General features: G+C 57.3%; 21 protein-coding genes. 11 read left to right on the top strand and 10 right to left on the bottom strand.

Annotated features, from left to right (window positions below):
- The first annotated feature begins 170 nt into the window (after positions 1 to 170).
- Positions 171 to 707, top strand: a complete 537-nt coding sequence (gene hpt, locus F3J31_RS15180; RefSeq protein WP_008501948.1) for a hypoxanthine phosphoribosyltransferase — start codon at positions 171 to 173, stop codon at positions 705 to 707.
- Between the two features lie 87 nt (positions 708 to 794).
- Here the strand turns inward: hpt and can are convergent, their stop codons facing one another.
- Positions 795 to 1,457 carry a carbonate dehydratase gene (gene can, locus F3J31_RS15175; RefSeq protein ID WP_008501947.1) on the bottom strand — a complete coding sequence of 221 codons (663 nt, stop codon included), beginning with the start codon at positions 1,455 to 1,457 and terminating at the stop codon, positions 795 to 797.
- A gap of 107 nt (positions 1,458 to 1,564) precedes the next feature.
- On the opposite strand from can, the gene F3J31_RS15170 reads away from it, so the two are divergent.
- The 4 genes from F3J31_RS15170 (at position 1,565) to F3J31_RS15155 (ending at position 5,115) form a co-directional block, all read left to right on the top strand.
- Complete coding sequence (locus F3J31_RS15170; RefSeq protein ID WP_008501946.1) at positions 1,565 to 2,491, top strand: ABC transporter ATP-binding protein; 927 nt, start codon at positions 1,565 to 1,567, stop codon at positions 2,489 to 2,491.
- Entirely contained in the window at positions 2,488 to 3,258 is a 771-nt protein-coding gene (locus F3J31_RS15165; protein ID WP_032675960.1) for an ABC transporter permease, read from the top strand. The genes F3J31_RS15170 and F3J31_RS15165 overlap by 4 nt, the downstream gene beginning before the upstream one ends.
- Positions 3,259 to 3,362: 104 nt before the next feature.
- Complete coding sequence (locus F3J31_RS15160; RefSeq protein WP_045907814.1) at positions 3,363 to 3,803, top strand: PTS sugar transporter subunit IIA; 441 nt, start codon at positions 3,363 to 3,365, stop codon at positions 3,801 to 3,803.
- 64 nt (positions 3,804 to 3,867) lie between these two features.
- Positions 3,868 to 5,115, top strand: a complete 1,248-nt coding sequence (locus tag F3J31_RS15155) for a polysaccharide deacetylase family protein (protein WP_048225666.1) — start codon at positions 3,868 to 3,870, stop codon at positions 5,113 to 5,115.
- Positions 5,116 to 5,118: 3 nt separating this feature from the next.
- On the opposite strand, the gene panD is transcribed toward F3J31_RS15155, so the two are convergent.
- The 9 genes from panD to thpR form a co-directional block, all read right to left on the bottom strand.
- Positions 5,119 to 5,499, bottom strand: a complete 381-nt coding sequence (gene panD, locus F3J31_RS15150; protein WP_006173750.1) for an aspartate 1-decarboxylase — start codon at positions 5,497 to 5,499, stop codon at positions 5,119 to 5,121.
- A gap of 34 nt (positions 5,500 to 5,533) precedes the next feature.
- Positions 5,534 to 6,385, bottom strand: coding sequence for a pantoate--beta-alanine ligase (panC, locus tag F3J31_RS15145; protein WP_008501942.1), 852 nt, complete (start codon positions 6,383 to 6,385; stop codon positions 5,534 to 5,536).
- A gap of 11 nt (positions 6,386 to 6,396) precedes the next feature.
- Entirely contained in the window at positions 6,397 to 7,188 is a 792-nt protein-coding gene (gene panB, locus F3J31_RS15140; protein ID WP_008501941.1) for a 3-methyl-2-oxobutanoate hydroxymethyltransferase, read from the bottom strand.
- 123 nt (positions 7,189 to 7,311) lie between these two features.
- Positions 7,312 to 7,791 carry a 2-amino-4-hydroxy-6-hydroxymethyldihydropteridine diphosphokinase gene (gene folK, locus F3J31_RS15135; RefSeq protein ID WP_167213958.1) on the bottom strand — a complete coding sequence of 160 codons (480 nt, stop codon included), beginning with the start codon at positions 7,789 to 7,791 and terminating at the stop codon, positions 7,312 to 7,314.
- Positions 7,788 to 9,185 carry a polynucleotide adenylyltransferase PcnB gene (pcnB, locus tag F3J31_RS15130; protein WP_080347332.1) on the bottom strand — a complete coding sequence of 466 codons (1,398 nt, stop codon included), beginning with the start codon at positions 9,183 to 9,185 and terminating at the stop codon, positions 7,788 to 7,790. The genes folK and pcnB overlap by 4 nt, the downstream gene beginning before the upstream one ends.
- A gap of 42 nt (positions 9,186 to 9,227) precedes the next feature.
- Positions 9,228 to 10,118, bottom strand: a complete 891-nt coding sequence (gene gluQRS / locus F3J31_RS15125; protein ID WP_069720178.1) for a tRNA glutamyl-Q(34) synthetase GluQRS — start codon at positions 10,116 to 10,118, stop codon at positions 9,228 to 9,230.
- Between the two features lie 59 nt (positions 10,119 to 10,177).
- Positions 10,178 to 10,633, bottom strand: a complete 456-nt coding sequence (dksA, locus tag F3J31_RS15120; RefSeq protein ID WP_001155232.1) for an RNA polymerase-binding protein DksA — start codon at positions 10,631 to 10,633, stop codon at positions 10,178 to 10,180.
- Between the two features lie 176 nt (positions 10,634 to 10,809).
- On the bottom strand, positions 10,810 to 11,514 hold the full coding sequence (gene sfsA / locus F3J31_RS15115; protein WP_039265695.1) for a DNA/RNA nuclease SfsA: 705 nt from the start codon (positions 11,512 to 11,514) through the stop codon (positions 10,810 to 10,812).
- Positions 11,504 to 12,058 carry an RNA 2',3'-cyclic phosphodiesterase gene (thpR, locus tag F3J31_RS15110; protein WP_039265698.1) on the bottom strand — a complete coding sequence of 185 codons (555 nt, stop codon included), beginning with the start codon at positions 12,056 to 12,058 and terminating at the stop codon, positions 11,504 to 11,506. The genes sfsA and thpR overlap by 11 nt, the downstream gene beginning before the upstream one ends.
- Before the next feature lie 73 nt (positions 12,059 to 12,131).
- On the opposite strand from thpR, the gene hrpB reads away from it, so the two are divergent.
- From hrpB to fhuB, 6 genes are all read left to right on the top strand, one after another.
- Complete coding sequence (gene hrpB, locus F3J31_RS15105; protein ID WP_167213955.1) at positions 12,132 to 14,561, top strand: ATP-dependent helicase HrpB; 2,430 nt, start codon at positions 12,132 to 12,134, stop codon at positions 14,559 to 14,561.
- Between the two features lie 142 nt (positions 14,562 to 14,703).
- Positions 14,704 to 17,229: a bifunctional glycosyl transferase/transpeptidase gene (mrcB, locus tag F3J31_RS15100; protein WP_045907821.1), complete on the top strand. Its 2,526-nt coding sequence runs from the start codon at positions 14,704 to 14,706 to the stop codon at positions 17,227 to 17,229.
- Between the two features lie 234 nt (positions 17,230 to 17,463).
- On the top strand, positions 17,464 to 19,674 hold the full coding sequence (gene fhuA / locus F3J31_RS15095; RefSeq protein WP_167213953.1) for a ferrichrome porin FhuA: 2,211 nt from the start codon (positions 17,464 to 17,466) through the stop codon (positions 19,672 to 19,674).
- A 50-nt stretch (positions 19,675 to 19,724) separates the two neighbouring features.
- Positions 19,725 to 20,522 (top strand): Fe3+-hydroxamate ABC transporter ATP-binding protein FhuC, encoded by a 798-nt coding sequence (gene fhuC / locus F3J31_RS15090; protein ID WP_047346397.1) that lies wholly within the window; start codon positions 19,725 to 19,727, stop codon positions 20,520 to 20,522.
- Positions 20,522 to 21,412, top strand: a complete 891-nt coding sequence (fhuD, locus tag F3J31_RS15085) for a Fe(3+)-hydroxamate ABC transporter substrate-binding protein FhuD (protein WP_167213950.1) — start codon at positions 20,522 to 20,524, stop codon at positions 21,410 to 21,412. The genes fhuC and fhuD overlap by 1 nt, the downstream gene beginning before the upstream one ends.
- Positions 21,409 to 23,391 (top strand): Fe(3+)-hydroxamate ABC transporter permease FhuB, encoded by a 1,983-nt coding sequence (gene fhuB, locus F3J31_RS15080; RefSeq protein ID WP_167213947.1) that lies wholly within the window; start codon positions 21,409 to 21,411, stop codon positions 23,389 to 23,391. Before fhuD ends, fhuB begins: the two co-directional genes overlap by 4 nt.
- Positions 23,392 to 23,416: the final 25 nt, after the last annotated feature.

Genomic DNA, 23,416 nt, shown 5'->3' with positions numbered 1-23,416 from the left:
GCAACTAATTATAGGTATTAACAAGTGTGATCGGAATCACAATATTTGCTTTTTATAACTCATACGCCAGGGTTATCCATTTGCTGATATAATGGCTGGCTTGCGTATCAGTGCTGGATATTAACTCATCCGTATTGAGAGATTTTCATTAAAATCATTTGGTTAGTAATATGAAACATACTGTTGAAGTGATGATCCCGGAAGCCGAGATCAAAGCGCGTATCGCCGAACTGGGTCGTCAAATCACCGAACATTACAAGGACAGCGGCAGCGAAATGGTGCTGGTCGGTCTGTTGCGCGGCTCTTTCATGTTCATGGCCGACCTGTGCCGTGAGGTGCATGTGCCCCATGAGGTCGATTTTATGACCGCCTCCAGCTACGGCAGCGGCATGTCCACCACCCGTGATGTGAAAATCCTGAAAGATCTGGATGAAGATATTCGTGGTAAAGATGTGTTGATCGTTGAGGACATCATCGACTCCGGCAACACGCTGTCAAAAGTGCGCGAGATCCTGAGCCTGCGTGAGCCAAAATCGCTGGCGATTTGCACCCTGCTGGATAAACCTGACCGCCGTGAAGTGCAGGTGCCGGTAGAGTTTGTCGGTTTCTCTATTCCGGACGAGTTCGTCGTCGGTTACGGCATTGACTACGCACAGCGTTATCGCCATCTGCCGTATGTTGGGAAAGTGGTATTGCTGGACGAATAATTGCGGTTTGTTGCCCGGTGGCGCTGCGCTTACCGGGCCTACGAATGGGCACATGTAGGCCGGGTAAGGCGCAGCCGCTACCCGGCTTTATTTATGGTTTACGTGTTTAAGCTGTAGGTTGGCAATTCCCGAACGGTAACGCTGCTCCAGCGTTTCCCGGTTGGTGGCGGTCACCTCCAGGTTGCGCAGCAGACCGTCGTGAATACCGTACGCCCAGCCGTGGATCGAGACCTTCTGCCCGCGTTTCCACGCCGATTGCATGATCGTTGAGTGGCCCAGGTTATACACCTGCTCCATCACGTTGAGTTCACACAGGGTATCCATGCGACGCTCCTGCGGCATTTCGCCCAGCAGTGAGCTATGTTTGAACCAGATATCGCGGATGTGCAGCAGCCAGTTATCAATGAGCCCCAGCTCCGTGTTTTCAACCGCCGCCTGCACGCCGCCGCAGCCGTAGTGGCCGCAAATGATGATGTGCTCGACTTGCAGAACGTCAACGGCATACTGAACAACAGAAAGACAGTTGAGATCGGTGTGAATCACCAGGTTGGCAACGTTGCGGTGAACAAACAGTTCGCCGGGCTCAAGGCCGGTCAGGCGCTCCGCCGGTACGCGACTGTCGGAGCATCCAATCCAGAGAAAGCGTGGGTTTTGCGCCTGCGCGAGTTTTCCAAAAAATCCGGGGTCTTCCTCCACCAGCATTTTTGACCATAGTGCATTGTTGCTGATGAGTGTATCTATGTTGTTCATGGAGGTTAGCGACCTGTAACCGAGTAATTGCGTTGCGCTACTATAGGGTAACCCGACTTTTAATGAAACCACACAACGTGTGTCAGAACTGAAGGTAAGTTAATTTCATGGCAATTGCACTGGAGCTTGAGCAGCTTAAAAAAACCTATCCGGGCGGCGTTCAGGCGCTGCGCGGAATAGATCTAAAAGTAGAGGCCGGTGATTTTTACGCGCTTCTGGGGCCGAACGGCGCGGGGAAATCGACCACCATTGGGATTATCAGTTCGCTGGTCAATAAAACGTCCGGCCGGGTGAGCGTCTTTGGTTATGACCTGCAAAAAGATGTGGTGAACGCCAAGCGTCAGCTGGGTCTGGTGCCGCAGGAGTTCAACTTCAATCCGTTTGAGACGGTGCAGCAGATCGTCGTTAACCAGGCGGGTTATTACGGCGTTGAGCGTAAAGAGGCCCTGGAGCGGAGCGAAAAATACCTCAAGCAGCTCGACCTGTGGGAAAAGCGTAACGAACGCGCCCGGATGTTATCCGGCGGGATGAAGCGCCGCCTGATGATTGCCCGCGCGCTGATGCACGAGCCAAAACTGCTGATTCTTGATGAGCCGACGGCGGGTGTCGATATTGAACTGCGCCGCTCCATGTGGGGCTTCCTGAAAGACCTCAACGACAAAGGCACCACCATTATTCTGACCACCCACTATCTGGAAGAGGCAGAAATGCTGTGCCGCAACATCGGCATCATTCAGCACGGCGAGCTGGTGGAAAACACCTCGATGAAGAACTTGCTCTCCAAGTTGAAGTCAGAAACCTTTATTCTCGATCTGGCGGCAAAGAGCCCGCTGCCGAAGCTCGAAGGTTATCAATACCGCCTCGTCGATACCTCGACGCTGGAAGTGGAAGTGCTGCGCGAGCAGGGCATCAACAGCGTGTTTTCACAGCTGAGCGCGCAGGGTATTCAGGTCTTAAGTATGCGTAACAAAGCGAACCGACTGGAAGAGCTGTTTGTCTCTCTGGTGCAGGATAAACAAGGAGACAAGGCATGACGCATCTTTACTGGGTCGCGCTGAAAAGCATCTGGGCGAAAGAGATTAACCGCTTTATGCGCATCTGGGTGCAAACCCTGGTGCCGCCGGTCATCACGATGACGCTCTATTTCATCATCTTCGGTAACCTGATTGGTTCCCGGATTGGTGAGATGCACGGCTTTACCTATATGCAGTTTATCGTGCCGGGCCTGATTATGATGGCGGTGATCACCAACGCCTATGCCAACGTGGCGTCATCGTTCTTTAGCGCCAAGTTCCAGCGCAATATTGAAGAGCTGCTGGTCGCGCCGGTACCGACGCACGTCATTATTGCCGGTTACGTCGGCGGCGGCGTGGCGCGCGGGCTGTGCGTCGGGATCTTGGTCACGGCGATTTCGCTGTTCTTTGTCCCGTTCCAGGTGCACTCCTGGCTGTTCGTCGCGCTGACGCTGCTCCTGACGGCAATCCTCTTCTCGCTGGCCGGTTTGCTGAACGCCGTGTTTGCCAAAACGTTTGACGATATCAGCCTGATCCCGACCTTCGTGCTGACGCCGCTGACCTATCTTGGCGGGGTGTTCTACTCCCTGACGCTGCTGCCGCCGTTCTGGCAGGCGCTGTCGCACCTGAACCCGATCGTCTATATGATCAGCGGCTTCCGCTTCGGCTTCCTCGGCATCACCGATGTGCCGCTGTTTACCACGGTGGCGGTGCTGGCGGTGTTCATCATCGTCTTCTACCTGCTGTGCTGGTACCTGATCCAGCGCGGACGCGGTCTGCGCAGCTAGCCCTCAGCCCGGCGACATTCTGTTTGCCGGGCATTTTCTTTGACAGTTATCACCGTAAGCTAACCTTCACTCCGCTAAACTACTTGCCTGCTAAGGAGAGAGTTATGCTGGGATGGGTTATCACCTGCCACGATGAACGGGCGCAGGACATGCTGCTGAAGCTGGAAGCCAGGTTTGGTCCACTGCCACAGTGTCGCGCGGTTAACTACTGGCGCGGCTTGAGCACCAACATGCTTGGCCGGATGATGTGCGATGCCCTGCATGAAACTGACACTGGAGAGGGCGTCATTTTTCTTACTGATAAATCCGGCGCGGCGCCGTACCGTGCTGCGGCCCTGATGAGCCATAAGCACGACGGCTGCGAGGTGATCTCCGGTATTAGCCTTCCATTGCTTGAAATGATGTATCCCCAGCGCGAAACATTAACCAGCGCGGCGTTCCGTAACGCTATCGTCGCGCAGGGTACACCGGGCGTCAGCAGCTTGTGGCATCAGCAGCAAAAAAATCCCCCCTTTGTCCTGCTTCATGACCTGTATAAGAATTAAACATTGGTATTGATGTCGCTTTTGCTACAATGGCATAAGTATTTCCGCTTCGAATAAGACCCTCATGTTCACGCGTATTGTTTTCCTGCTATTGATGTTCGTCTCCGGCACTTCTTCTGCCAGTTTATTAAGTCAGCAAAGACTGCCTGCTCAATATATGCAAACCACCGAAGATGCGGCGATTTGGGCGCAGGTCGGCAACAGCGTCATTAACGTTGGCAACGTGCGGGCAGGGCAGATCCTCGCGGTGGTGCCTGCGGCGGCGGACTACTATGAATTTCGCTTCGGATTTGGCACGGGCTTTATCGACAAGGGGCACCTGGAGCCGGTACAGGGCAAACAGCGCGTCGAGGATGGCCTGGGGGATTTGAATAAACCGCTGAGCAATCAAAACCTGATAACGTGGAAAGACACGCCCGTTTATAACGCCCCGAACAACGGTAGCGCACCCTTCGGCACCTTAAGCGCCAATCTTCGCTATCCGATCCTGAACAAGCTCAAAGATCGTCTCAATCAGACCTGGTTCCAGATCCGCATCGGCAACCGCCTGGCCTGGATCAGCAGCCTGGACGCGCAGGAAGATAACGGCATTCCGGTCATTACCTACCACCATATTTTGCGCGACGAAGAGAACACCCGTTTTCGCCATACCTCCACGACCACCAGCGTGCGTGCGTTCAACAACCAGATGACCTGGCTGCGCGATCAGGGCTATACCACCCTGACCCTGTATCAGTTGGAAGGGTATGTGCGCAACAAGATGAACCTGCCGGCGAAATCGGTGGTGATTACCTTCGACGATGGCCTGAAGTCCGTTAATCGCTATGCTTACCCGATCCTCAAAGCGTATGGCTTTAAGGCGACGGCGTTCATCATCTCGTCGCGCATCAAGCGCCACCCGCAAAAATGGGCGCCAAAATTCCTGCAGTTTATGAGCGTGTCGGAGCTGGAGCAGATGCATGACGTGTTCGACTATCAGTCCCACACGCACTTCCTGCACCGCGTCGACGACAACCATCAGCCCATTTTACTGAGCCGCAGCTATCACAATATTTTGTTTGATTTTAAGCGCTCGCGCCGCGACCTGGCGCAGTTTAACCCTCACGTGCTCTACCTCTCGTATCCGTTCGGCGGTTATGACGATAAGGCGATTAAAGCTGCGAATGACGCCGGGTTCCATCTGGCGGTGACGACGGTACGAGGGAAGGTCAAACCGGGGGATAATCCGTTCTTGCTGAAGCGCCTGTATATCTTAAGAACGGATTCGCTGGAGACGATGTCGCGGCTGATCAGCAATCAGCCGCAGGGATAAACATCAGGCAACCTGAACCGGAATCGCCTTTGCGGTGCGCTTCATTTCATTCTCGCCTTCGAAGTAGGCGACTTTAGGCTGCCAGCGACGCGCTTCTTCGTCAGACATCATCACGAAGCTGGCGATGATCACGATATCACCCACGTCCGCGCAGTGCGCCGCAGCGCCGTTTACGGAGATGATTTTAGAACCGCGCTCGGCGGCAATCGCGTAGGTAGAGAAGCGTTTACCGTTGTTCACGTTCCAGATATCAATCGCTTCGTTTTCGAGGATACCTGCTGCATCAAGGAAATCCTGGTCAATGGCGCAGGAGCCTTCATAGTGCAGGTCGGCCTGCGTGACTTTCACACGGTGAAGCTTACCTTGCAGCATTTTGCGAATCATTACGTTTACCTATAATTATCAGGGGTGAAAGGAACTACGCCAGCTCAACCACTTTATTGTCGATCAGACGCGCCTGACCTAGCCAGGCCGCCACCAGGATGACTGCGCGCTTGCTGTTCTGGGTTAATTCCAGCAGCGTATCAGCATCACGAATTTGTACGTCGTCAGCACGAAGCCCCTTATCGTTAAGCGCCTGCTCGGCAAGGGCGATAATCTCTTCTGCTGTTAACTCTTTTGCCAGCATCTGCTCAGCCATGGTGTTCATGACCTTGCTGAGACCCGGCGCGATTTTACGCTGTTCGGCGGTCAGGTAGCCATTACGCGAGCTGAGTGCCAGGCCGTCTTTTGCGCGTACGATCGGTACGCCGACAATCTCGATATCGTAACCCATATCCGCAACCATCTTGCGGATCAGCGCCAGCTGCTGGAAGTCTTTCTCGCCAAAGCAGGCAACGTCCGGCTGTACCAGGTTGAACAGCTTGCTGACGATGGTGGAAACGCCGCGGAAATGGCCCGGGCGGCTCGCGCCTTCGAGCATGGTGGAAATGCCCGGGACGTCAACGTAGGTTGCCTCTTCGGTACCCTGCGGGTAAACATCTGCCGGTGCAGGTGAGAAGACGATATCCGCGTGGCGTTTTTTGAGTTTCTCGCAATCTTCCTGCAGGGTGCGCGGGTAGCGCGCCAGATCGTCTGCGCGGTCAAACTGCATGGGGTTCACGAAGATACTGACCACCACGATATCTGCCCGCGCGCGGGCTTCGTCGACGAGCTTCATGTGGCCGTCATGCAGATTGCCCATGGTCGGGACCAGTGCGATACGTTTACCTTCCTGACGCGCGCGGCGGATATGCTGGCGAAGCAGCGGCAGGGTTTCAATGATTAGCACAACGAGACTCCTTAATGGAAACTGTGTTCTTCACCCGGGTAAACACCGGATTCAACGTCGGCAATATACTGCCTGACCGCAGCGCGCATGTCGCCCGCTTCGGCGAGGAAATTTTTGGCAAATTTCGGGATGTGTCCGCCGGTGATCCCGAAGGCGTCGTGCATCACCAGAATCTGACCGTCGGTCACGTTACCTGCCCCAATACCAATTACCGGAATGGACAGCGCGTCGGTGATGCGTTTCGCCAGCTCAACCGGCACGCACTCCAGCACCAGCAGCTGTGCACCTGCGGCTTCCAGCGCCAGAGCATCATCCAGCAGCGTCTGGGCGGCATCGCCGCGGCCCTGCACCTTGTAGCCGCCAAAGATATTCACAGACTGCGGCGTCAGGCCTAAATGCCCGCACACCGGCACGGCGCGCTCGGTGAGCATCTTCACCGTATCAACAAGCCAGGCGCCGCCTTCAATTTTGACCATATTGGCACCGGCACGCATCACTGCCGCCGCGTTTTCGAATGCCTGTTCCGGCGTGGCATAGGCCATAAACGGCAGATCGGAAAGCAGCAGACAGGCTGGAGCGCCACGGCGCACGGCGCGGGTATGGTAAGCGATGTCCTCAACCGTCACCGGCAGGGTGGAATCATGTCCTTGTACCGTCATCCCTAACGAATCCCCGACCAGCATGACGTTGATCCCCTCTTCGGCAAACAGTTTGGCGAAGCTGTAGTCATACGCGGTGATGGTGGCGAAGCGTTTTTTTTCCTGTTTGCATTTCTGCAGTAAGGAGATGGTGGTTGGTTTCATACTGTTTCCTGATAGCCCAAAAGCGAATCTTTGCGCATTCTAACAGTAACATTCGAGGGAACAATGATTTTAGGCAATCGATTAACCACAAATATTTTATGGTTAACCAATAAAAAAACGGCTTTACCAGCGAGCGGGTTTTTCCGCACCGAGACTGTTGAGAACGGCCTTTAGCGAGAGCCCGTCAGGGAAGGTAAGGGAAGGGGCAACTTCATACAGTGGCCAGAGCATAAACCCGCGATTTTTCATGTCGTAATGCGGAACGGTGAGACGTTCAGTGTTAATCTTCTCGTGACCAAACAGCATAATGTCGAGGTCGAGCGTGCGGGGGCCCCAGCGTTCGGCTTTGCGCACGCGGCCCTGCTGAAGCTCAATACGCTGGGTATTATCCAGCAGCGCTTCGGGACCCAGTTCAGTCTCAAGGACCACGGCGGCGTTGAGGTAGTCTGGCTGATCCTGCGGCCCCAGCGGCGGTGTGCGGTAGAACGAGGAGACCGCCACGATCCGACTCTGTGGGATGTCGCCCAGCGCCTGTACGGCAGCCTTCACCTGCTCCAGCGGAGAGGCTAAATTGCTGCCGATGGCGATATACGCGAGGGTCATGCTGTTCCTTCACGACGCGGCGCGCGTTTGCGCGGGCGACGATGACGGCGACGCGGTTCCGGCTCTTCATCCAGCCCGGTCAGCATATCTTTCTGCTCTGGCGGGGCGGAGACCTGGAATTCAGCCCACCACTGCGCCAGACGCTGCAGCTCCTGGTTGCGTTCAATTTCCGCGCGCAGCGACAGGAGATCGAAGGCCGCGCGGAATTTAGGATGCTCCATCAGCTTCCAGGCGCGTTTGCCCTGACGACGGGACATGCGCAGCTGAAGCTGCCAGATGTCGCGCACCAGGGTGGTAATCCGTTTCGGAATGGCGAGCGTGCGGCAGCCTTCGTCCAGCACGTCGTTGGCGGCCAGCGCGAACGCATCGTAATAGGCGAGCCCGCTCTCCTGGGTAATACGCTGTGCCGTTTCCAGCAGCGGATACCAGAACATCGCGGCAAAGAGGAACGCCGGGTTCACGCGCATGTCGTTGCGAATGCGGGTATCGGTATTTTTCAGCACCTGCGCAATCATCCGCTCCATTGGGCTGTCACCGTTTTCGGTAAAGTAGCGGGTAATGGTCGGGAACAGCGGCTGGAACAGGTTGTATTCGCGCAGAAGTTTGTAGGTTTCAAAACCGTGGCCGGCCTGCAGCAGCTTCAGCGCCTCTTCAAACAGGCGAGCAGGCGGCACGTCGTTAATCAGCGTCGCCAGACGCGGGATTGGCTCTGCCGTTTCCGGGCTGATGCGCATATTCAGCTTGGCGGCGAAACGCACGGCGCGCAGCATACGCACGGGATCTTCACGGTAGCGCGTTTCCGGCGTGCCAATCAGGCGGATCAGACCTTCTTTCAGGTCCTGCATACCGCCGACGTAATCGCGCACGGTGAAATCCGCGACGCTGTAATAAAGGCTGTTGATGGTGAAGTCGCGACGCTGAGCATCTTCTTCGATAGAACCGAAGATATTATCGCGCAGCAGCATACCGTTCTGGCCGCGCTGCGATGTCGTGCGATCGGACGCGCCCGCTTCGTGGTGGCCGCGGAAGGTCGCCACTTCGATGATTTCCGGCCCAAACATTACGTGAGCCAGACGGAAACGGCGGCCAACGAGGCGGCAGTTACGGAATAATTTGCGCACCTGCTCAGGCGTGGCGCTGGTCGTCACGTCGAAATCTTTGGGTTTTTTGCCCAGCAGTAAATCACGCACTCCACCGCCCACGAGATAGGCCTCGTAGCCCGCTTTATTCAGACGATAGAGCACCTTGAGGGCATTTTCACTGATATCTTTGCGGGAAATAGTGTGCTGCTCACGCGGAATAACCGACATGTGTGGCTGTGCAATAGCATCGTTCGCCATGCTCTCTTCGCGGCTTAGCACTTTACGGCAAAAATTAGCGACTCGGGTAAAAATGGTACACCTCGTAGTGTGTTTTGTTATGAAAAAAGCGGCTAATCATAGCTCAGCGCAACGCATTTGAGAATGCTGGATTTTTGGCACTGCCGCGAGCGTCCAGTTAGCAATGGCCATTTTCAGCAGTTCGTCAATACGCAGATCCTGCCATTCGTTGGTTACATTCTGGTTGAGAAATCGCAGCGCGTCGATCAAAACAGGACGCGGATCGCCGTCTGGCAGGGCCGGGGCGTGGTTCTGCTTTGACAATTTTAAGCCCTGCGCATTAACCGCCAGCGGCAGATGAATGTAATCCGGCGCCGTCCAGCCAAACTGATGATAGAGCGAGATTTGTCGCACGGTCGGCTCGACCAGATCAGCCCCGCGCACTATTTCCGTCACGCCCTGAAAATGATCGTCCACCACCACGGCCAGGTTGTAGGCGAACAGGCCATCGCGACGGTGAATAATAAAATCCTCACGCGCCAGACGTTCATCGGCATGAATTTCACCGGAGAGTAAATCGTTAAAGTGCATCACCGGGGAGTGCTGTCTGATGCGCACGGCGGCATTTTCAGGACCGTTGTTCAGCGTGCGGCAGTGGCCGTCATAAACGCCGCCTGCGCTCTGGATGCGTGCGCGGGTGCAGGTGCAGTTATAGGAAAGCCCCTGAGCGCGAAGCCAGGCCAGACGTTCCCGATAGGCCTCATGACGCTTTGACTGCCAGAGAACCTCGTCATCCCAGTGAAGACCGTAATGTTCCAGCTGACGCAGAATGGTCTCTGCTGCACCGGGAACTTCACGCGGAGGGTCAATATCTTCAATACGGACGAGCCATTTTCCCTGTCGGGCGCGAGCCTGCAGGTAGCTGCCGAGCGCGGCAATTAATGAGCCGAAGTGTAATTCACCGGAAGGAGATGGCGCGAAGCGCCCAATATAGTGTGATTCAGACATATCAACAGTAACAAGGCGGGAGAGACTCCCGCCTTTGGAGTGTGTAAACAGCGCTGGTGTTAACCGGCCATCTGTTTTTCGCGGATTTCGGCCAGCGTTTTGCAGTCGATGCACAGATCGGCGGTTGGACGCGCTTCCAGGCGACGAATGCCAATTTCAACACCGCAGGATTCGCAGTAGCCAAAATCTTCGTCTTCGACTTTTTTCAGCGTTTTCTCGATCTTTTTGATCAGTTTGCGTTCGCGGTCACGGTTACGCAGTTCGAGGCTGAACTCTTCTTCCTGAGCGGCACGGTCTACCGGGTCCGGGAAGTTAGCAGCTTCATCCTGCATATGAGTAACGGTGCGATCGACTTCATCCCTGAGTTGATTACGCCATGCTTCAAGAATACGCTTGAAGTGCGACAGCTGGGCTTCGTTCATATACTCTTCGCCCGGTTTCTCTTGATACGGCTCCACCCCAGCGATGGCGAGAATACTCAGGGACGATGTTTTACGGTTTTGCCCTTCTTGCATGTTGCTTCTCCTTAACACGCACTATCGATCCCCGTGTTGGGGGAAAAATCAGGTCGCTATAAATAGCAGATGCTTTTCCGTATGGCAATTATCTAAACGTAACACTTGACAAGCCTGTGAGGAAAAGCGTATTTGCGCACGCGGCCAGAACACTTAATCGTCAATCGTCTAATCCCTTATAAGACAATGGGAAGAGAGGATCTCAGAGTCATATTATCGGCAGAAAGTTCCGCTTTATAAGCGAAAACCTCTACCCCCTGCTTTTGTGCCTCATTCAACAATTGCGCGTATTTAGGATCAATATGGCGGGCAGGGGAGAAACGTTCAATGGCTGAATGCAACACTGCAAACAGCAATACGGCGCGTTTGCCCGCCGCCGCAACACTCATTAGCTCTCGCAGATGCTTCTGGCCACGTAGCGTTACCGCATCCGGGAAGTAGCCATTTTCCTGTTCCGCTAACGTCACTGATTTCACTTCAATATAGCACTCCGGCCTGTCTTCCGCCTGTAACATGAAGTCAATTCTGCTGCCTTCATCGCCATATTTCACTTCGCTTTTATGCGTGCCATAACCGACCAGTTCGGGAATTACGCCATGGGTCAGCGCTTCCTTAACCAGTTGATTGGCGCGCAGGGTATTAACGCAAATAAATGCCCCGTTCTGGGTTTCGGTCATTTCCCAGGTATGGGCATATTTGCGTTTAGTATTTTCTGATGTGGAATACCAGACCCTGTCACCCGGCGTCGCGCATCCCGTCATGGCACCGGTATTGGGGCAGTGCAGGGTGAGCGGTTCGCCTTCAGGCGTGATCACATCGGCGAGGAAGCGTTTGTAGCGTTGGATAAGCGTAGCGTGCTGCAGGGGAGGACTAAACTTCATCAGAGTTCCTTTCGGTGTTGCCCAGCGTCCAGCGCTGTAGCGGCGTATAGCGGGTGCGTCCCTGGGCAAAGACGGATTCATAAAGCGCGAATGTGTTGACCGGAAAAGCCCAGTGAAAACCCGGCGGCGGGATCGCAACGGCCTGACCGGCATCGCGCAGCAGGGTAATGTGCGGATGAAACGGCTGTGGGCTTTGATAACAGCCGCTGCGCGCCGCCTGCGCGCGCAGCATGTTCGCCAGCTGCAATAATCCGCGCGGAGGCTGGCGCGTCCCCAGCCAGACCACGCGCGAACGCAGCCACTGACCCGCGTCGTCGAGGTGTAGCGTAAATTCCGGCTGGACAATACGCCCGGCCAGTGCGGCTAACGCCCGCTGTTTTTCGGCACTGACGTCGCCCAAAAAAGCCAGCGTCAGGTGCAGGTTAGCCGCCGCGACAGGGCGACCGGCTTCCGGCGGGAAGCGATCGGCGCGCCAGCGAACAATTTGACGCTGTAGTGTTGTGGGCAATTCAATGGCAAAAAACAGCCGTTTCGACTCAGGCATACGGAGGACTCGGTAATGATATGCGCCGATGCTACAATGTACGCCGACTAATGTTAACCCTCTGGAGCTGTTAGTGTCCTCATTGCCGGTCGCCGTCGTTCTTCCTGACCTTCTCGCTGCCTTACGCCATGCCCCGCAGGTTTTGCTGAATGCCCCGACGGGGGCGGGTAAGTCCACCTGGCTGCCGCTGCAAATTCTGAAAGACGGGAACATCAGCGGGAAAATTATCCTGCTGGAGCCGCGCAGGCTGGCCGCGCGCAACGTGGCGCAGCGCCTGGCAGAACTGCTGAATGAAAAACCGGGCGAAACGGTAGGTTACAGGATGCGCGCCGAGACCTGCGTGGGCCCGACCACGCGCCTTGAGGTGGTCACCGAGGGGATTCTCACCCGCATGCTGCAAAACGATCCGGAGCTGACCGGCGTCGGGCTGGTGATCCTGGATGAATTCCACGAGCGCAGCCTGCAGGCGGATCTGGCCCTTGCGCTGTTGCTGGACGTTCAGCAGGGGCTGCGCGACGATCTCCGTCTGCTGATAATGTCGGCGACGCTGGACAATGTGCGGCTACGGCAGGCGCTACCTGATGCGCCGGTCATCAGCTCTGAAGGGCGGGCGTTTCCTGTTGAACGCCGCCATCAACCGCTTCCCTCCCACCTGCGTTTTGACGAGGCGGTCGCCGTTGCCACCGCTGAACTGCTGCGCCAGGAGCCCGGTTCCCTGCTGCTGTTTTTGCCGGGTGTCGGTGAGATCCAGCGCGTGCAGGAGCAGCTTTCCTCTCGCGTAGGCGGTGATGTACTGCTGTGCCCGCTCTACGGCGCGCTGTCGCTACAGGAGCAGCGTAAAGCTATCCTTCCTGCCCCGGTGGGGCAGCGCAAGGTGGTGCTGGCAACCAACATCGCTGAAACCAGTTTGACCATTGAAGGTATTCGCCTGGTGGTCGATAGCGCGCAGGAGAGGGTGGCAAGCTTTGACCCGCGTACCGGGCTGACTAAACTCCTGACGCAGCGCATCAGCCAGGCGTCAATGGTGCAGCGCGCGGGCCGTGCGGGGCGTCTTGAGCCGGGGATCTGCCTGCATTTGACCAGCGCGGAACAGGCAGAACGCGCGGCGCAGCAAAGCACGCCGGAAATTTTACAAAGTGATTTGTCGGGCCTGGTGATGGATCTGCTGCAGTGGGGCTGTCCGGATCCTGGACAGCTTACCTGGCTTGATTCTCCCCCTGTCGTTAACCTCGCTGCTGCGCGCAGTCTGTTGACTGAGCTTGGCGCACTGGAAGGCGAACGTCTGACGGTACGCGGCCAGAAAATGGCGGCGCTGGGCAACGATCCGCGTCTGGCCGCGATGCTGGTGGCCGCGCAAGGGGATGATGAAATTGCCACGGCGGCTAAACTGGCGGCTATCCTTGAGGAGCCGCCACGCGGAGGCAGCAGCGATCTGGGGCAGGCGTTTTCGCGCAATCAGGGGAACTGGCAGCAGCGGGCGCAGCAACTGTGCAAACGGCTTAACAGCCGCGGCGGCGTGCCAGACAGCGAGAAGATTTCCCGACTGTTAGCGCAGGCGTTTCCGGATCGAATTGCGCGTCGGCGCGGGCTGGACGGTCGCTATCAGCTGGCAAACGGCATGGGGGCGATGCTGGACAGCGATGACGCCCTGACGCGTCATGAGTGGCTGATTGCGCCGCTCCTGCTGCAGGGGAGCAACTCCCCCGACGCGCGTATCCTGCAGGCGATTGCCGTCGATATTGACGCCCTGACCCGTAGCTGTCCGCAGTTGCTTAAGCAATCGGACATCGTCGAGTGGGATGATGCGCAGGGCACGCTGAAGGCGTTTCGTCGTAGCCAGATTGGGAAACTGACGCTCGGGACGAAGCCGCTGGCGAAGCCGTCGGAAGACGAGCTTCATCAGGCTATGCTGAACGGCATTCGGGAAAAAGGGCTGAGCGTGCTGAACTGGACGCCGGAGGCGGAACAGTACCGCATTCGCCTGCACTGCGCCGCAAAGTGGCTACCGGAACAGGGCTGGCCAGCGGTGGATGACGAGACGCTGCTGGCTACGCTTGAACGCTGGCTACTGCCGCAGATGAGCGGCGTGCACTCTCTGCGCGCCCTTAAAGCGCTTGATGTTAAGACTGCGTTACAGAATTTACTGGACTGGTCATTGCGTCAACGTCTGGATAGTGAACTGCCAGGGCATTACACTGTGCCGACCGGAAGCCGGATTGCCATCCGTTATCATGAGGATAATCCGCCGGCGCTGGCGGTTCGGATGCAGGAGATGTTTGGTGAAGCAACCACGCCGTCTATCGCTGAAGGACGCGTGCCGTTGGTGCTTGAACTGCTGTCGCCTGCGCATCGCCCCTTGCAGATCACCCGAGATTTAGGGGCGTTCTGGGCGGGGAGCTACCGTGACGTGCAGAAAGAGATGAAGGGGCGGTATCCCAAACACGTCTGGCCGGACGATCCGGCGAATACGGCGCCGACGAAGCGGACGAAGAAATATTCCTGAACGGGATGTGTGGCCTGATGCCCTCACCCCGGCCCTCTCCCACAGGGAGAGGGAGAACTAATTTTGAGAGATTTCTTCTTTCACAGGCCTGTGAAAGAAAAGAAAATCTGGCCTTTGCGCCTGAAAGTTGCGGAGAAAAAGCATGGCGGGGAATGACCGCGAGCCAATAGGACGTAAGGGAAAACCAACGCGTCCGGCGAAAGAAAAAGTAAGCCGTCGTCGCCTCAGAGATGAGGACTATGACGATGACTATGAAGACGATGATGAGGATGAAGAACCGATGCCGCGTAAAGGGAAAGGCAAAGGGCGCAAGCCTCGGGGCAAACGCGGCTGGTTCTGGCTGCTGCTGAAGCTCTTTATTGTTTTTGTTGTGCTGATGGCAATTTACGGCGTGTATCTGGATCAGAAGATCCGCAGCCGTATCGACGGTAAAGTCTGGCAGTTACCTGCGGCAGTGTATGGCCGTATGGTGAACCTTGAGCCAGATATGTCCATCACGAAAAACGAAATGGTTAAACTGCTGGAAGCCACCCAGTATCGTCAGGTGTCAAAAATGACGCGCCCTGGCGAATTTACCGTGCAGGCGAACAGCATTGAGATGATCCGTCGTCCGTTTGATTTCCCGGACAGCAAAGAGGGTCAGGTGCGCGCGCGTCTGACCTTTGACGGGGATCGTCTGGATACCATCGAGAACATGGATAATAACCGCCAGTTCGGTTTCTTCCGTCTCGATCCGCGTCTGATCACCATGCTTTCGTCGGCAAACGGCGAGCAGCGTCTGTTCGTGGCGCGTAACGGCTTCCCGGATCTGCTGGTCGATACGCTGCTGGCGACCGAAGACCGTCACTTCTACGAGCACGACGGCATCAGCCTCTACTCGATTGGTCGTGCGGTGCTGGCGAACCTGACTGCCGGTCGTACCGTGCAGGGAGCGAGTACGCTGACTCAGCAGCTGGTGAAAAACCTCTTCCTCTCCAGCGAACGCTCTTACTGGCGTAAAGCGAACGAAGCCTACATGGCCGTGCTGATGGACGCGCGCTACAGCAAGGATCGTATCCTTGAGCTGTATATGAACGAGGTGTACCTCGGTCAGAGCGGCGATAACGAAATCCGCGGCTTCCCGCTGGCGAGCCTGTACTACTTTGGTCGTCCGGTGGAAGAGCTGAGCCTGGATCAGCAGGCGCTGCTGGTGGGCATGGTGAAAGGGGCGTCCATTTATAACCCGTGGCGTAACCCGAAACTGGCGCTGGAGCGTCGTAACCTGGTGCTGCGTCTGCTGCAACAACAGCAGGTGATTGACCAGGAGCTGTACGACATGCTGAGCGCACGTCCGCTTGGCGTTCAGCCGCGCGGTGGGGTGATCTCGCCTCAGCCTGCGTTTATGCAGCTGGTGCGTCAGGAGCTGCAAAGCAAGCTTGGCGATAAGGTCAAAGATCTCTCCGGCGTGAAGATCTTCACCACCTTTGACTCCGTGGCGCAGGATGCGGCAGAAAAAGCGGCGGTGGAAGGTATTCCGGCGCTGAAGAAACAGCGTAAGCTCTCCGATCTTGAAACCGCGATGGTGGTGGTTGACCGCAACTCCGGCGAAGTTCGTGCGATGGTGGGCGGTGCCGAGCCGCAGTTTGCAGGCTACAACCGTGCCATGCAGGCGCGTCGCTCGATCGGTTCTCTGGCAAAACCGGCGACCTATCTGACTGCCCTGAGTCAGCCGAACCAGTATCGTCTGAATACCTGGATTGCGGATGCGCCGATCTCCCTGCGCCAGCCTAACGGCCAGGTGTGGTCACCGCAGAACGACGATAAGCAGTTCAGCGGTCAGGTGATGCTGGTGGATGCGTTGACGCGCTCCATGAACGTGCCGACGGTGAACCTGGGCATGTCGCTGGGCCTGCCGGCCATTGTCGATACCTGGCAGAAGCTGGGCGTGGCGAAAGATCAGCTGCACCCGGTGCCGGCGATGATCCTCGGGGCGCTTAACCTGACGCCGATTGAAGTGGCGCAGGCGTTCCAGACCATCGCCAGCGGCGGTAACCGCGCGCCGCTGTCCGCCCTGCGTTCGGTGATTGCCGAAGATGGCTCCGTGCTGTATCAGAGCTTCCCGCAGGCGGAGCGTGCCGTTCCTGCTCAGGCGGCCTACATGACGTTGTGGACGATGCAGCAGGTGGTGCAGCGTGGTACGGGTCGTCAACTGGGTGCGAAGTATCCGGGCCTGCATCTGGCAGGTAAGACCGGGACCACCAACAATAACGTCGATACCTGGTTTGCCGGTATTGATGGCCGTGAAGTGGTCATTACCTGGGTAGGACGCGACAACAACCAGCCGACCAAGCTGTACGGGGCGAGCGGGGCGATGTCTATTTACCAGCGCTATCTGGCGAATCAGTCACCGGTGCCACTGAACCTTGTCGCGCCGGAAGATATCGTCGATATGGGCGTGGACAGCTCCGGTAACTTCGTCTGCGGCGGCGGAATGCGTACTCTGCCGGTCTGGACAACCAACCCGGATTCCCTGTGCCAGCAGAGCCAGCCTGAACAGCCGACCGGCAACCCGTTCGATCAGTCTTCTCAGCCACAGCAGCCGCAGCAGCAACAGCCGCAGCAGCAGAATGAGAAGAAAGACAGCGATGGCGTAGCCGGCTGGATTAAGGACATGTTTGGCGGTAACTAACTTTTAAAGCCCTCTTCCCCGGAAGGGGGCTTTTTTTACCCGTAAACCTCATTTCGTTAACCCTCACTTTAACTCTGATTAACCCTTCGTTTTCTCTTGTCTATTTCTTAAACCCTTAATTCTCGTAGGGCCGCTTACTGCTTGCTATGCAACCCGCGTTTCGCATATTATTCTGGCGCTCATAATAATAATTCTCGTTTACGTTATCATTCACTTTTCCATCAGAGAAACATCATGGCGCTTTCCAATACTGCTCAGCCAATGAACACGTCGCTGCGTAAACTCGCGGTCGTTGTAGCCACAGCGGTTGCCGGCGTGTCCGCGTATGCTCATGCGGCAGAAACCCCGAAAAAAGAAGAAACCATTACGGTAACCGCAGCACCTGCGGCACAGGAAAGTGCCTGGGGACCGGCACCCACGATTGCGGCCAAACGCACCGCCACGGCGACCAAGACCGATACCCCGATTGAGAAAACCCCGCAGTCTATTTCTGTCGTCACCCGCGAAGAGATGGACATGAAGCAGCCGGGTACGGTTAAACAGGCGCTGGCCTATACGCCGAGCGTGTTCGCAACGCGCGGCGCGTCAACAACGTATGATGTTGTTTCTATCCGTGGGTTCACCACCTCCAGTACCGTGAATACCAACCAGTATCTGGACGGGATGAAGCTGCAGGGAGATAACTATTCTGAAGCGTCCATGGATCCGTATTTCCTTGAGCGCGTCGAGTTACTGCGCGGCCCTACGTCCGTTCTGTATGGTAAAAGCCACCCGGGCGGCGTGGTCAGCATGGTCAGCAAGCGGCCAACCACCGAGCCACTGAAAGAAATTCAGTTCAAAATGGGTACCGATAACCTGTGGCAGACCGGGTTTGATTTCAGCGATGCGATTGATGATGACGGCGTGTGGTCATACCGTCTGACGGGTCTGGGGCGCAGCGAAAATGCGCAGCAGGAAATGGTTAAGTCCACCCGCTACGCCATTGCGCCTGCTTTCAGCTGGCGTCCTGACGATAAAACCGATTTTACTTTCCTGAGCAACTTCCAGAGCGATCCGGATGCTGGCTATTACGGCTGGCTGCCGCGGGAAGGTACCGTTGTGCCTTACTACGACGCCAACGGCAACGCGCATAAGCTGCCGACCGATTTCAACGAAGGTGACGAAGACAATAAGATCTCCCGTCGCCAGAAAATGGTGGGCTACAGCTTCTCCCATCAGTTTGATGACACCTTTACCGTGCGTCAAAACCTGCGCTACACCAAAATCAATACGCTTTACCGTTCCGTTTACGGTAACGGCTATATTGCACCGGCTCAGATCAGCCGCGCGTACGTGCGCTCTGATGAGGACCTCAACTCGTTCACGGTCGATACCCAGCTGCAGTCCAAATTTGCGACCGGTGCAGTGGATCATACTCTGTTAACGGGCGTCGATTACCTGCGCATGCGTAACGATATTGATGCAGATTACGGCAGCGCTGACCCTATCAGCATGACGGATCCGCAGCACAACAATGCCAATATCAACGTGAACTTCCCGTATGCCGTGCTCAATCGTCAGGAGCAAACGGGCCTGTACGCGCAGGATCAGGCTGAGTGGGATAAGTGGGTACTGACCCTGGGTGGACGCTATGATTTTGCCAAAACGTCCACGCTGACGCGTTCCTCCGACACGACGGCAGAAATCAACGATCGGGCATTCACCTGGCGCGGCGGGATCAACTACCTGTTTGATAACGGTATTACGCCGTACTTCAGCTATAGCGAATCCTTCGAGCCTATTTCCGGCGCAACCCAGGGCGGCAAACCGTTCGATCCGGCTCGCGGCAAGCAGTATGAAGCGGGCGTGAAGTATGTACCGAAAGATCTGCCTGTTGTGGTCACCGCTGCTGTGTATCAGCTGACCAAAAACAACAACCTGACGGCCGATCCGGCGAACCCGACCAGCGGCTTTAGCGTACAGGGCGGTGAAATTCGCTCTCGCGGTTTCGAACTGGAAGCGAAAGCGGCAGTATCTGCCAACGTGAACGTGACGGCTTCCTATAGCTTTACTGATGCGGAATACACGCACGATACCTGGTATGAAGGCCGTCGTCCGGCGGAAGTGCCGCGTAACATGGCGTCTCTGTGGGCAGATTACACCTTCCACGAGACGGCGTTGAGCGGTCTGACGGTAGGGGCAGGCACCCGTTACATTGGTAACACCGTGTCCTACTACTCTGCCTCGTCGCCAAAAGCCTACCAGTCGTTCAACGTCGCGGGCTACGCACTGGCTGACGCGACCGTGAAATACGACCTGGCACGCTTTGGACTGCCGGGCTCATCCGTCGGCGTCAACGTGAACAACATCTTCGATCGTGAATACGTCTCCAGCTGCTACAGCGAATATGCATGCTACTGGGGCGCAGGACGTCAGGTTGTTGCCACCGCGACCTTCCGCTTCTAATCTCTGTCTGGGCACGGTTCGCCGTGCCCTTTTTATTTAAGTTGGCTGAAATGCAGGATAATCAAACGCAACCCGACACCACCTTTACGCTCAACCATCTCTCCTTTCGCGTACCCGGGCGCACCTTGCTGCATCCGCTCTCTTTGACGTTCCCCGCAGGTAAAGTCACTGGCCTGATTGGTCACAACGGTTCCGGTAAGTCCACGCTGCTTAAGATGCTGGGACGCCATCAGCCGCCGTCAGAAGGCGACATCCTGCTGGATGACCAACCGCTCGAGAGCTGGAGCAGCAAAGCGTTTGCCCGCAAAGTGGCGTATCTGCCGCAGCAGCTGCCGCAGGCGGAGGGGATGACGGTGCGAGAGCTGGTGGCGATTGGGCGTTATCCGTGGCATGGCGCGCTTGGACGCTTTGGCGTGGCCGACAGAGAGAAAGTGGAAGAGGCGATTGCGCTGGTTGGGCTAAAGCCGCTGGCGCACCGTCTGGTGGATAGCCTGTCCGGCGGTGAACGCCAGCGCGCGTGGATTGCGATGCTGGTGGCCCAGGACAGCCGCTGCCTGCTCCTTGATGAACCCACCTCCGCGCTCGATATCGCCCATCAGGTCGATGTCCTGGCGCTGGTGCACCGCTTAAGCCAGCAGCGTGGTCTGACGGTGATTGCGGTGCTGCATGACATCAACATGGCGGCGCGCTATTGCGACTACCTTGTTGCGCTGCGCGGCGGCGAAATGATTGCGCAGGGAACGCCCTCCGAGCTGATGCGCAGCGAAACGCTGGAACATATTTATGGTATTCCGATGGGTATTCTGCCTCACCCGGCCGGGGCTGCACCGGTGAGCTTCGTCTACTGATGCTCGACAACATGCGCATTAGCCGCCGTCGCCTGCTGACGGCGATGGCCCTCTCACCGCTGCTGTTAAAAATGAATACGGCGCGAGCCGCCGCCGTCGATCCGCACCGCATAGTGGCGCTGGAGTGGCTGCCGGTCGAGTTGATGATGGCGCTCGGCGTCACGCCCTACGGCGTGGCGGACATTCCCAACTATAACCTCTGGGTGAACGAGCCGAAGCTGCCGGACTCGGTAATCGACGTCGGCCTGCGGACGGAGCCAAACCTCGAGCTGCTCACCCAGATGAAACCGTCGTTCCTGTTCTGGTCCGCGGGCTACGGTCCGTCAGAAGAGACCATGGCGCGCATTGCGCCCGGACGTGGATTCGCTTTCAGCGACGGTAAAAAACCGCTGGCGATGGCGAAAAAGTCGGTTAACGAGATGGCGCATTTCCTCAACCGTGAGGCGGAGGCTAAAACACATCTCGACCAATTCGATGCCCTGATTGACGCTCTGAAGCCGCGTTTTGCTCACCGGGGCGATCGTCCGCTGCTGATGGTGACGCTGCTGGATGCCCGCCATATGCTGGTTTTCGGTAAAAACTGCCTGTTCCAGGAAGTCCTCGACAGTTTTGGTATTCGTAATGCCTGGGAAGGGGAGATGACGTTCTGGGGCAGTACCGCTGTGGGTATCGATCGTCTCGCGGCGTTTCGCGACGTGGATGTGCTGTGCTTCGATCACGGCAACGAGCGCGCCATGCAAACCCTGATGGCGACGCCGCTCTGGCAGGCGATGCCGTTTGTCCGTGAGCAACGCTTCCAGCGCGCTCCGGCGGTCTGGTTCTACGGCGCGACGCTCTCGGCCATGCATTTTGCCCGCGTGCTGGATAACGCGCTGGGAGGTAAAGCATGAGTTCACGGATTGCCCGCTTCCCGGCGCTTCTGCTGGTGCTGATTTTCCTTGCCGCGCTGGCGTTAACCGGGTTTAACCTCTCGGCCGCATTACCGCGCGCGCAGTGGGGTGCCGCGCTGGCCTCGCCGGATATCGACAATATTCAGCAGATGCTGTTCCACTACAGCCTGCTGCCGCGTCTGGCAGTCTCCCTGCTGGTTGGTGCCGGTTTAGGGCTGGTGGGCGTACTGTTCCAGCAGGTTTTACGTAACCCGCTGGCGGAACCCACCACGCTCGGCGTCGCGACCGGCGCCCAGCTAGGGATCACCATCACCACGCTGTGGACGCTGCCGGGGGCGTTAGCCTCGCAGTTTGCGGCGCTTGCCGGAGCGTGTGCGGTGGGCGCGCTGGTCTTTGGCGTGGCCTGGGGTAAACGTCTTTCCCCGGTGACGCTGATTCTGGCCGGGCTGGTGGTCAGCCTGTACTGTGGGGCGATCAACCAGTTGCTGGTTCTGTTCCACCACGATCAGCTGCAAAGCATGTTCATGTGGAGTACCGGGACGCTGACCCAGACCGACTGGAGCGTGGTGCAGCGCCTGTGGCCGCAGCTGGCTGGCGGTGTTGTGCTGACGCTGCTGCTCCTGCGTCCTCTGACGCTGATGGGACTGGATGATGGCGTGGCGCGCAACCTGGGGCTGGCGCTGTCGCTGGCTCGCCTGGCGGCGCTGACGCTGGCGATTGTATTGAGCGCCCTGCTGGTGAACGCGGTGGGCATCATCGGGTTTATCGGCCTGTTTGCCCCGCTGCTGGCGAAGATGCTCGGAGCGCGTCGCTTGCTGGCGCGTCTGATGCTGGCACCGCTGATTGGGGCGCTGATCCTCTGGCTTTCCGATCAGCTTATTCTCTGGCTGGCGCAGGTCTGGCGTGAAGTCTCCACCGGCTCGGTCACCGCGCTGATCGGGGCGCCGCTGCTCCTGTGGCTGCTTCCGCGCCTGCGCAGCATGAGCGCACCGGCGATGGATGCGGGCGATAAAGTCCATACTGAGCGTCAGTCGGTATTGTGGTTTGGCCTTGTCGGGCTGGTGGTGCTGATTATCGCCTCGTTCGCGGCGCTCTCATTCGGACGCGATGCCGCGGGCTGGCACTGGGCAACGGGTGATTTACTCAACGCCCTGCTGCAGTGGCGCTGGCCGCGTATCCTCGCTGCGCTGATCGCAGGCGTGATGCTGGCGGTGGCAGGTTGCATTATTCAGCGTCTGACCGGCAACCCGATGGCGAGCCCGGAAGTGCTCGGGATCAGCTCTGGCGCTGCCTTTGGCGTGGTGCTGATGCTGTTCTTCGTGCCGGGCAATGCGTTTGGCTGGCTGATGCCTGCCGGCAGTCTCGGGGCGGCGGTTACGCTGATGATTATCCTGATTGCCGCTGGTCGAGGCGGGTTTTCACCGCACCGTATGCTGCTGGCGGGGATGGCGCTCAGTACCGCATTCACGATGCTGCTGATGATGTTGCAGGCAAGCGGCGATCCGCGTATGGCGAAGATCCTGACCTGGATATCCGGCTCAACGTACGGCGCGACCGGCAGCCAGGCGATCGGGTCCGGGATCGTGATGATCGTACTGCTGGCGATGGTGCCGCTGTGCCGTCGCTGGATGACCATTCTTCCGCTCGGCGGGGAAACCGCGCGCGCGGTGGGAATGGCGCTGACGCCAGCGCGTATCGCGTTGCTGCTGCTCGCTGCGTGCCTGACGGCGACGGCGACCATGACGATTGGCCCGCTGAGTTTTGTGGGGCTAATGGCGCCGCACATTGCCAGAATGATGGGGTTCCGCCGGACGATGCCGCATATCGTGATGTCGGCCCTGACGGGCGGGGTAATGCTGGTGTTTGCGGACTGGTGCGGAAGAATGGTGCTGTTCCCGTATCAGATCCCGGCGGGTCTGCTGTCGACCTTTATCGGTGCGCCGTATTTTATTTATCTGTTGAGAAAGCAGAGTCGGTAGTCAGGTGCGGCCTGATGCCCTCTCC

It is taken from the genome of Enterobacter sp. Acro-832, assembly GCF_011752745.1.
GTDB classification, from domain to species: Bacteria; Pseudomonadota; Gammaproteobacteria; order Enterobacterales; family Enterobacteriaceae; genus Enterobacter; species Enterobacter quasiroggenkampii.
This window is presented reverse-complemented; position numbering and strand designations above follow the sequence as displayed.

Bases quoted from the DNA above. Each gene is read 5' to 3' on its own strand.
- F3J31_RS15170 (WP_008501946.1), top strand. From the start codon at position 1,565: ATGGCAATTGCACTGGAGCTTGAGCAGCTTAAAAAAACCTATCCGGGC.
- F3J31_RS15160 (WP_045907814.1), top strand. From the start codon at position 3,363: ATGCTGGGATGGGTTATCACCTGCCACGATGAACGGGCGCAGGACATG.
- fhuD (WP_167213950.1), top strand. From the start codon at position 20,522: ATGCTCGACAACATGCGCATTAGCCGCCGTCGCCTGCTGACGGCGATG.
- fhuC (WP_047346397.1), top strand. From the start codon at position 19,725: ATGCAGGATAATCAAACGCAACCCGACACCACCTTTACGCTCAACCAT.
- sfsA (WP_039265695.1), bottom strand. From the start codon at position 11,514: ATGAAGTTTAGTCCTCCCCTGCAGCACGCTACGCTTATCCAACGCTAC.
- can (WP_008501947.1), bottom strand. From the start codon at position 1,457: ATGAACAACATAGATACACTCATCAGCAACAATGCACTATGGTCAAAA.
- F3J31_RS15155 (WP_048225666.1), top strand. From the start codon at position 3,868: ATGTTCACGCGTATTGTTTTCCTGCTATTGATGTTCGTCTCCGGCACT.
- folK (WP_167213958.1), bottom strand. From the start codon at position 7,791: ATGACCCTCGCGTATATCGCCATCGGCAGCAATTTAGCCTCTCCGCTG.
- dksA (WP_001155232.1), bottom strand. From the start codon at position 10,633: ATGCAAGAAGGGCAAAACCGTAAAACATCGTCCCTGAGTATTCTCGCC.
- F3J31_RS15165 (WP_032675960.1), top strand. From the start codon at position 2,488: ATGACGCATCTTTACTGGGTCGCGCTGAAAAGCATCTGGGCGAAAGAG.
- thpR (WP_039265698.1), bottom strand. From the start codon at position 12,058: ATGCCTGAGTCGAAACGGCTGTTTTTTGCCATTGAATTGCCCACAACA.
- mrcB (WP_045907821.1), top strand. From the start codon at position 14,704: ATGGCGGGGAATGACCGCGAGCCAATAGGACGTAAGGGAAAACCAACG.
- gluQRS (WP_069720178.1), bottom strand. From the start codon at position 10,118: ATGTCTGAATCACACTATATTGGGCGCTTCGCGCCATCTCCTTCCGGT.
- panB (WP_008501941.1), bottom strand. From the start codon at position 7,188: ATGAAACCAACCACCATCTCCTTACTGCAGAAATGCAAACAGGAAAAA.
- fhuB (WP_167213947.1), top strand. From the start codon at position 21,409: ATGAGTTCACGGATTGCCCGCTTCCCGGCGCTTCTGCTGGTGCTGATT.
- fhuA (WP_167213953.1), top strand. From the start codon at position 17,464: ATGGCGCTTTCCAATACTGCTCAGCCAATGAACACGTCGCTGCGTAAA.
- panD (WP_006173750.1), bottom strand. From the start codon at position 5,499: ATGATTCGCAAAATGCTGCAAGGTAAGCTTCACCGTGTGAAAGTCACG.
- hpt (WP_008501948.1), top strand. From the start codon at position 171: ATGAAACATACTGTTGAAGTGATGATCCCGGAAGCCGAGATCAAAGCG.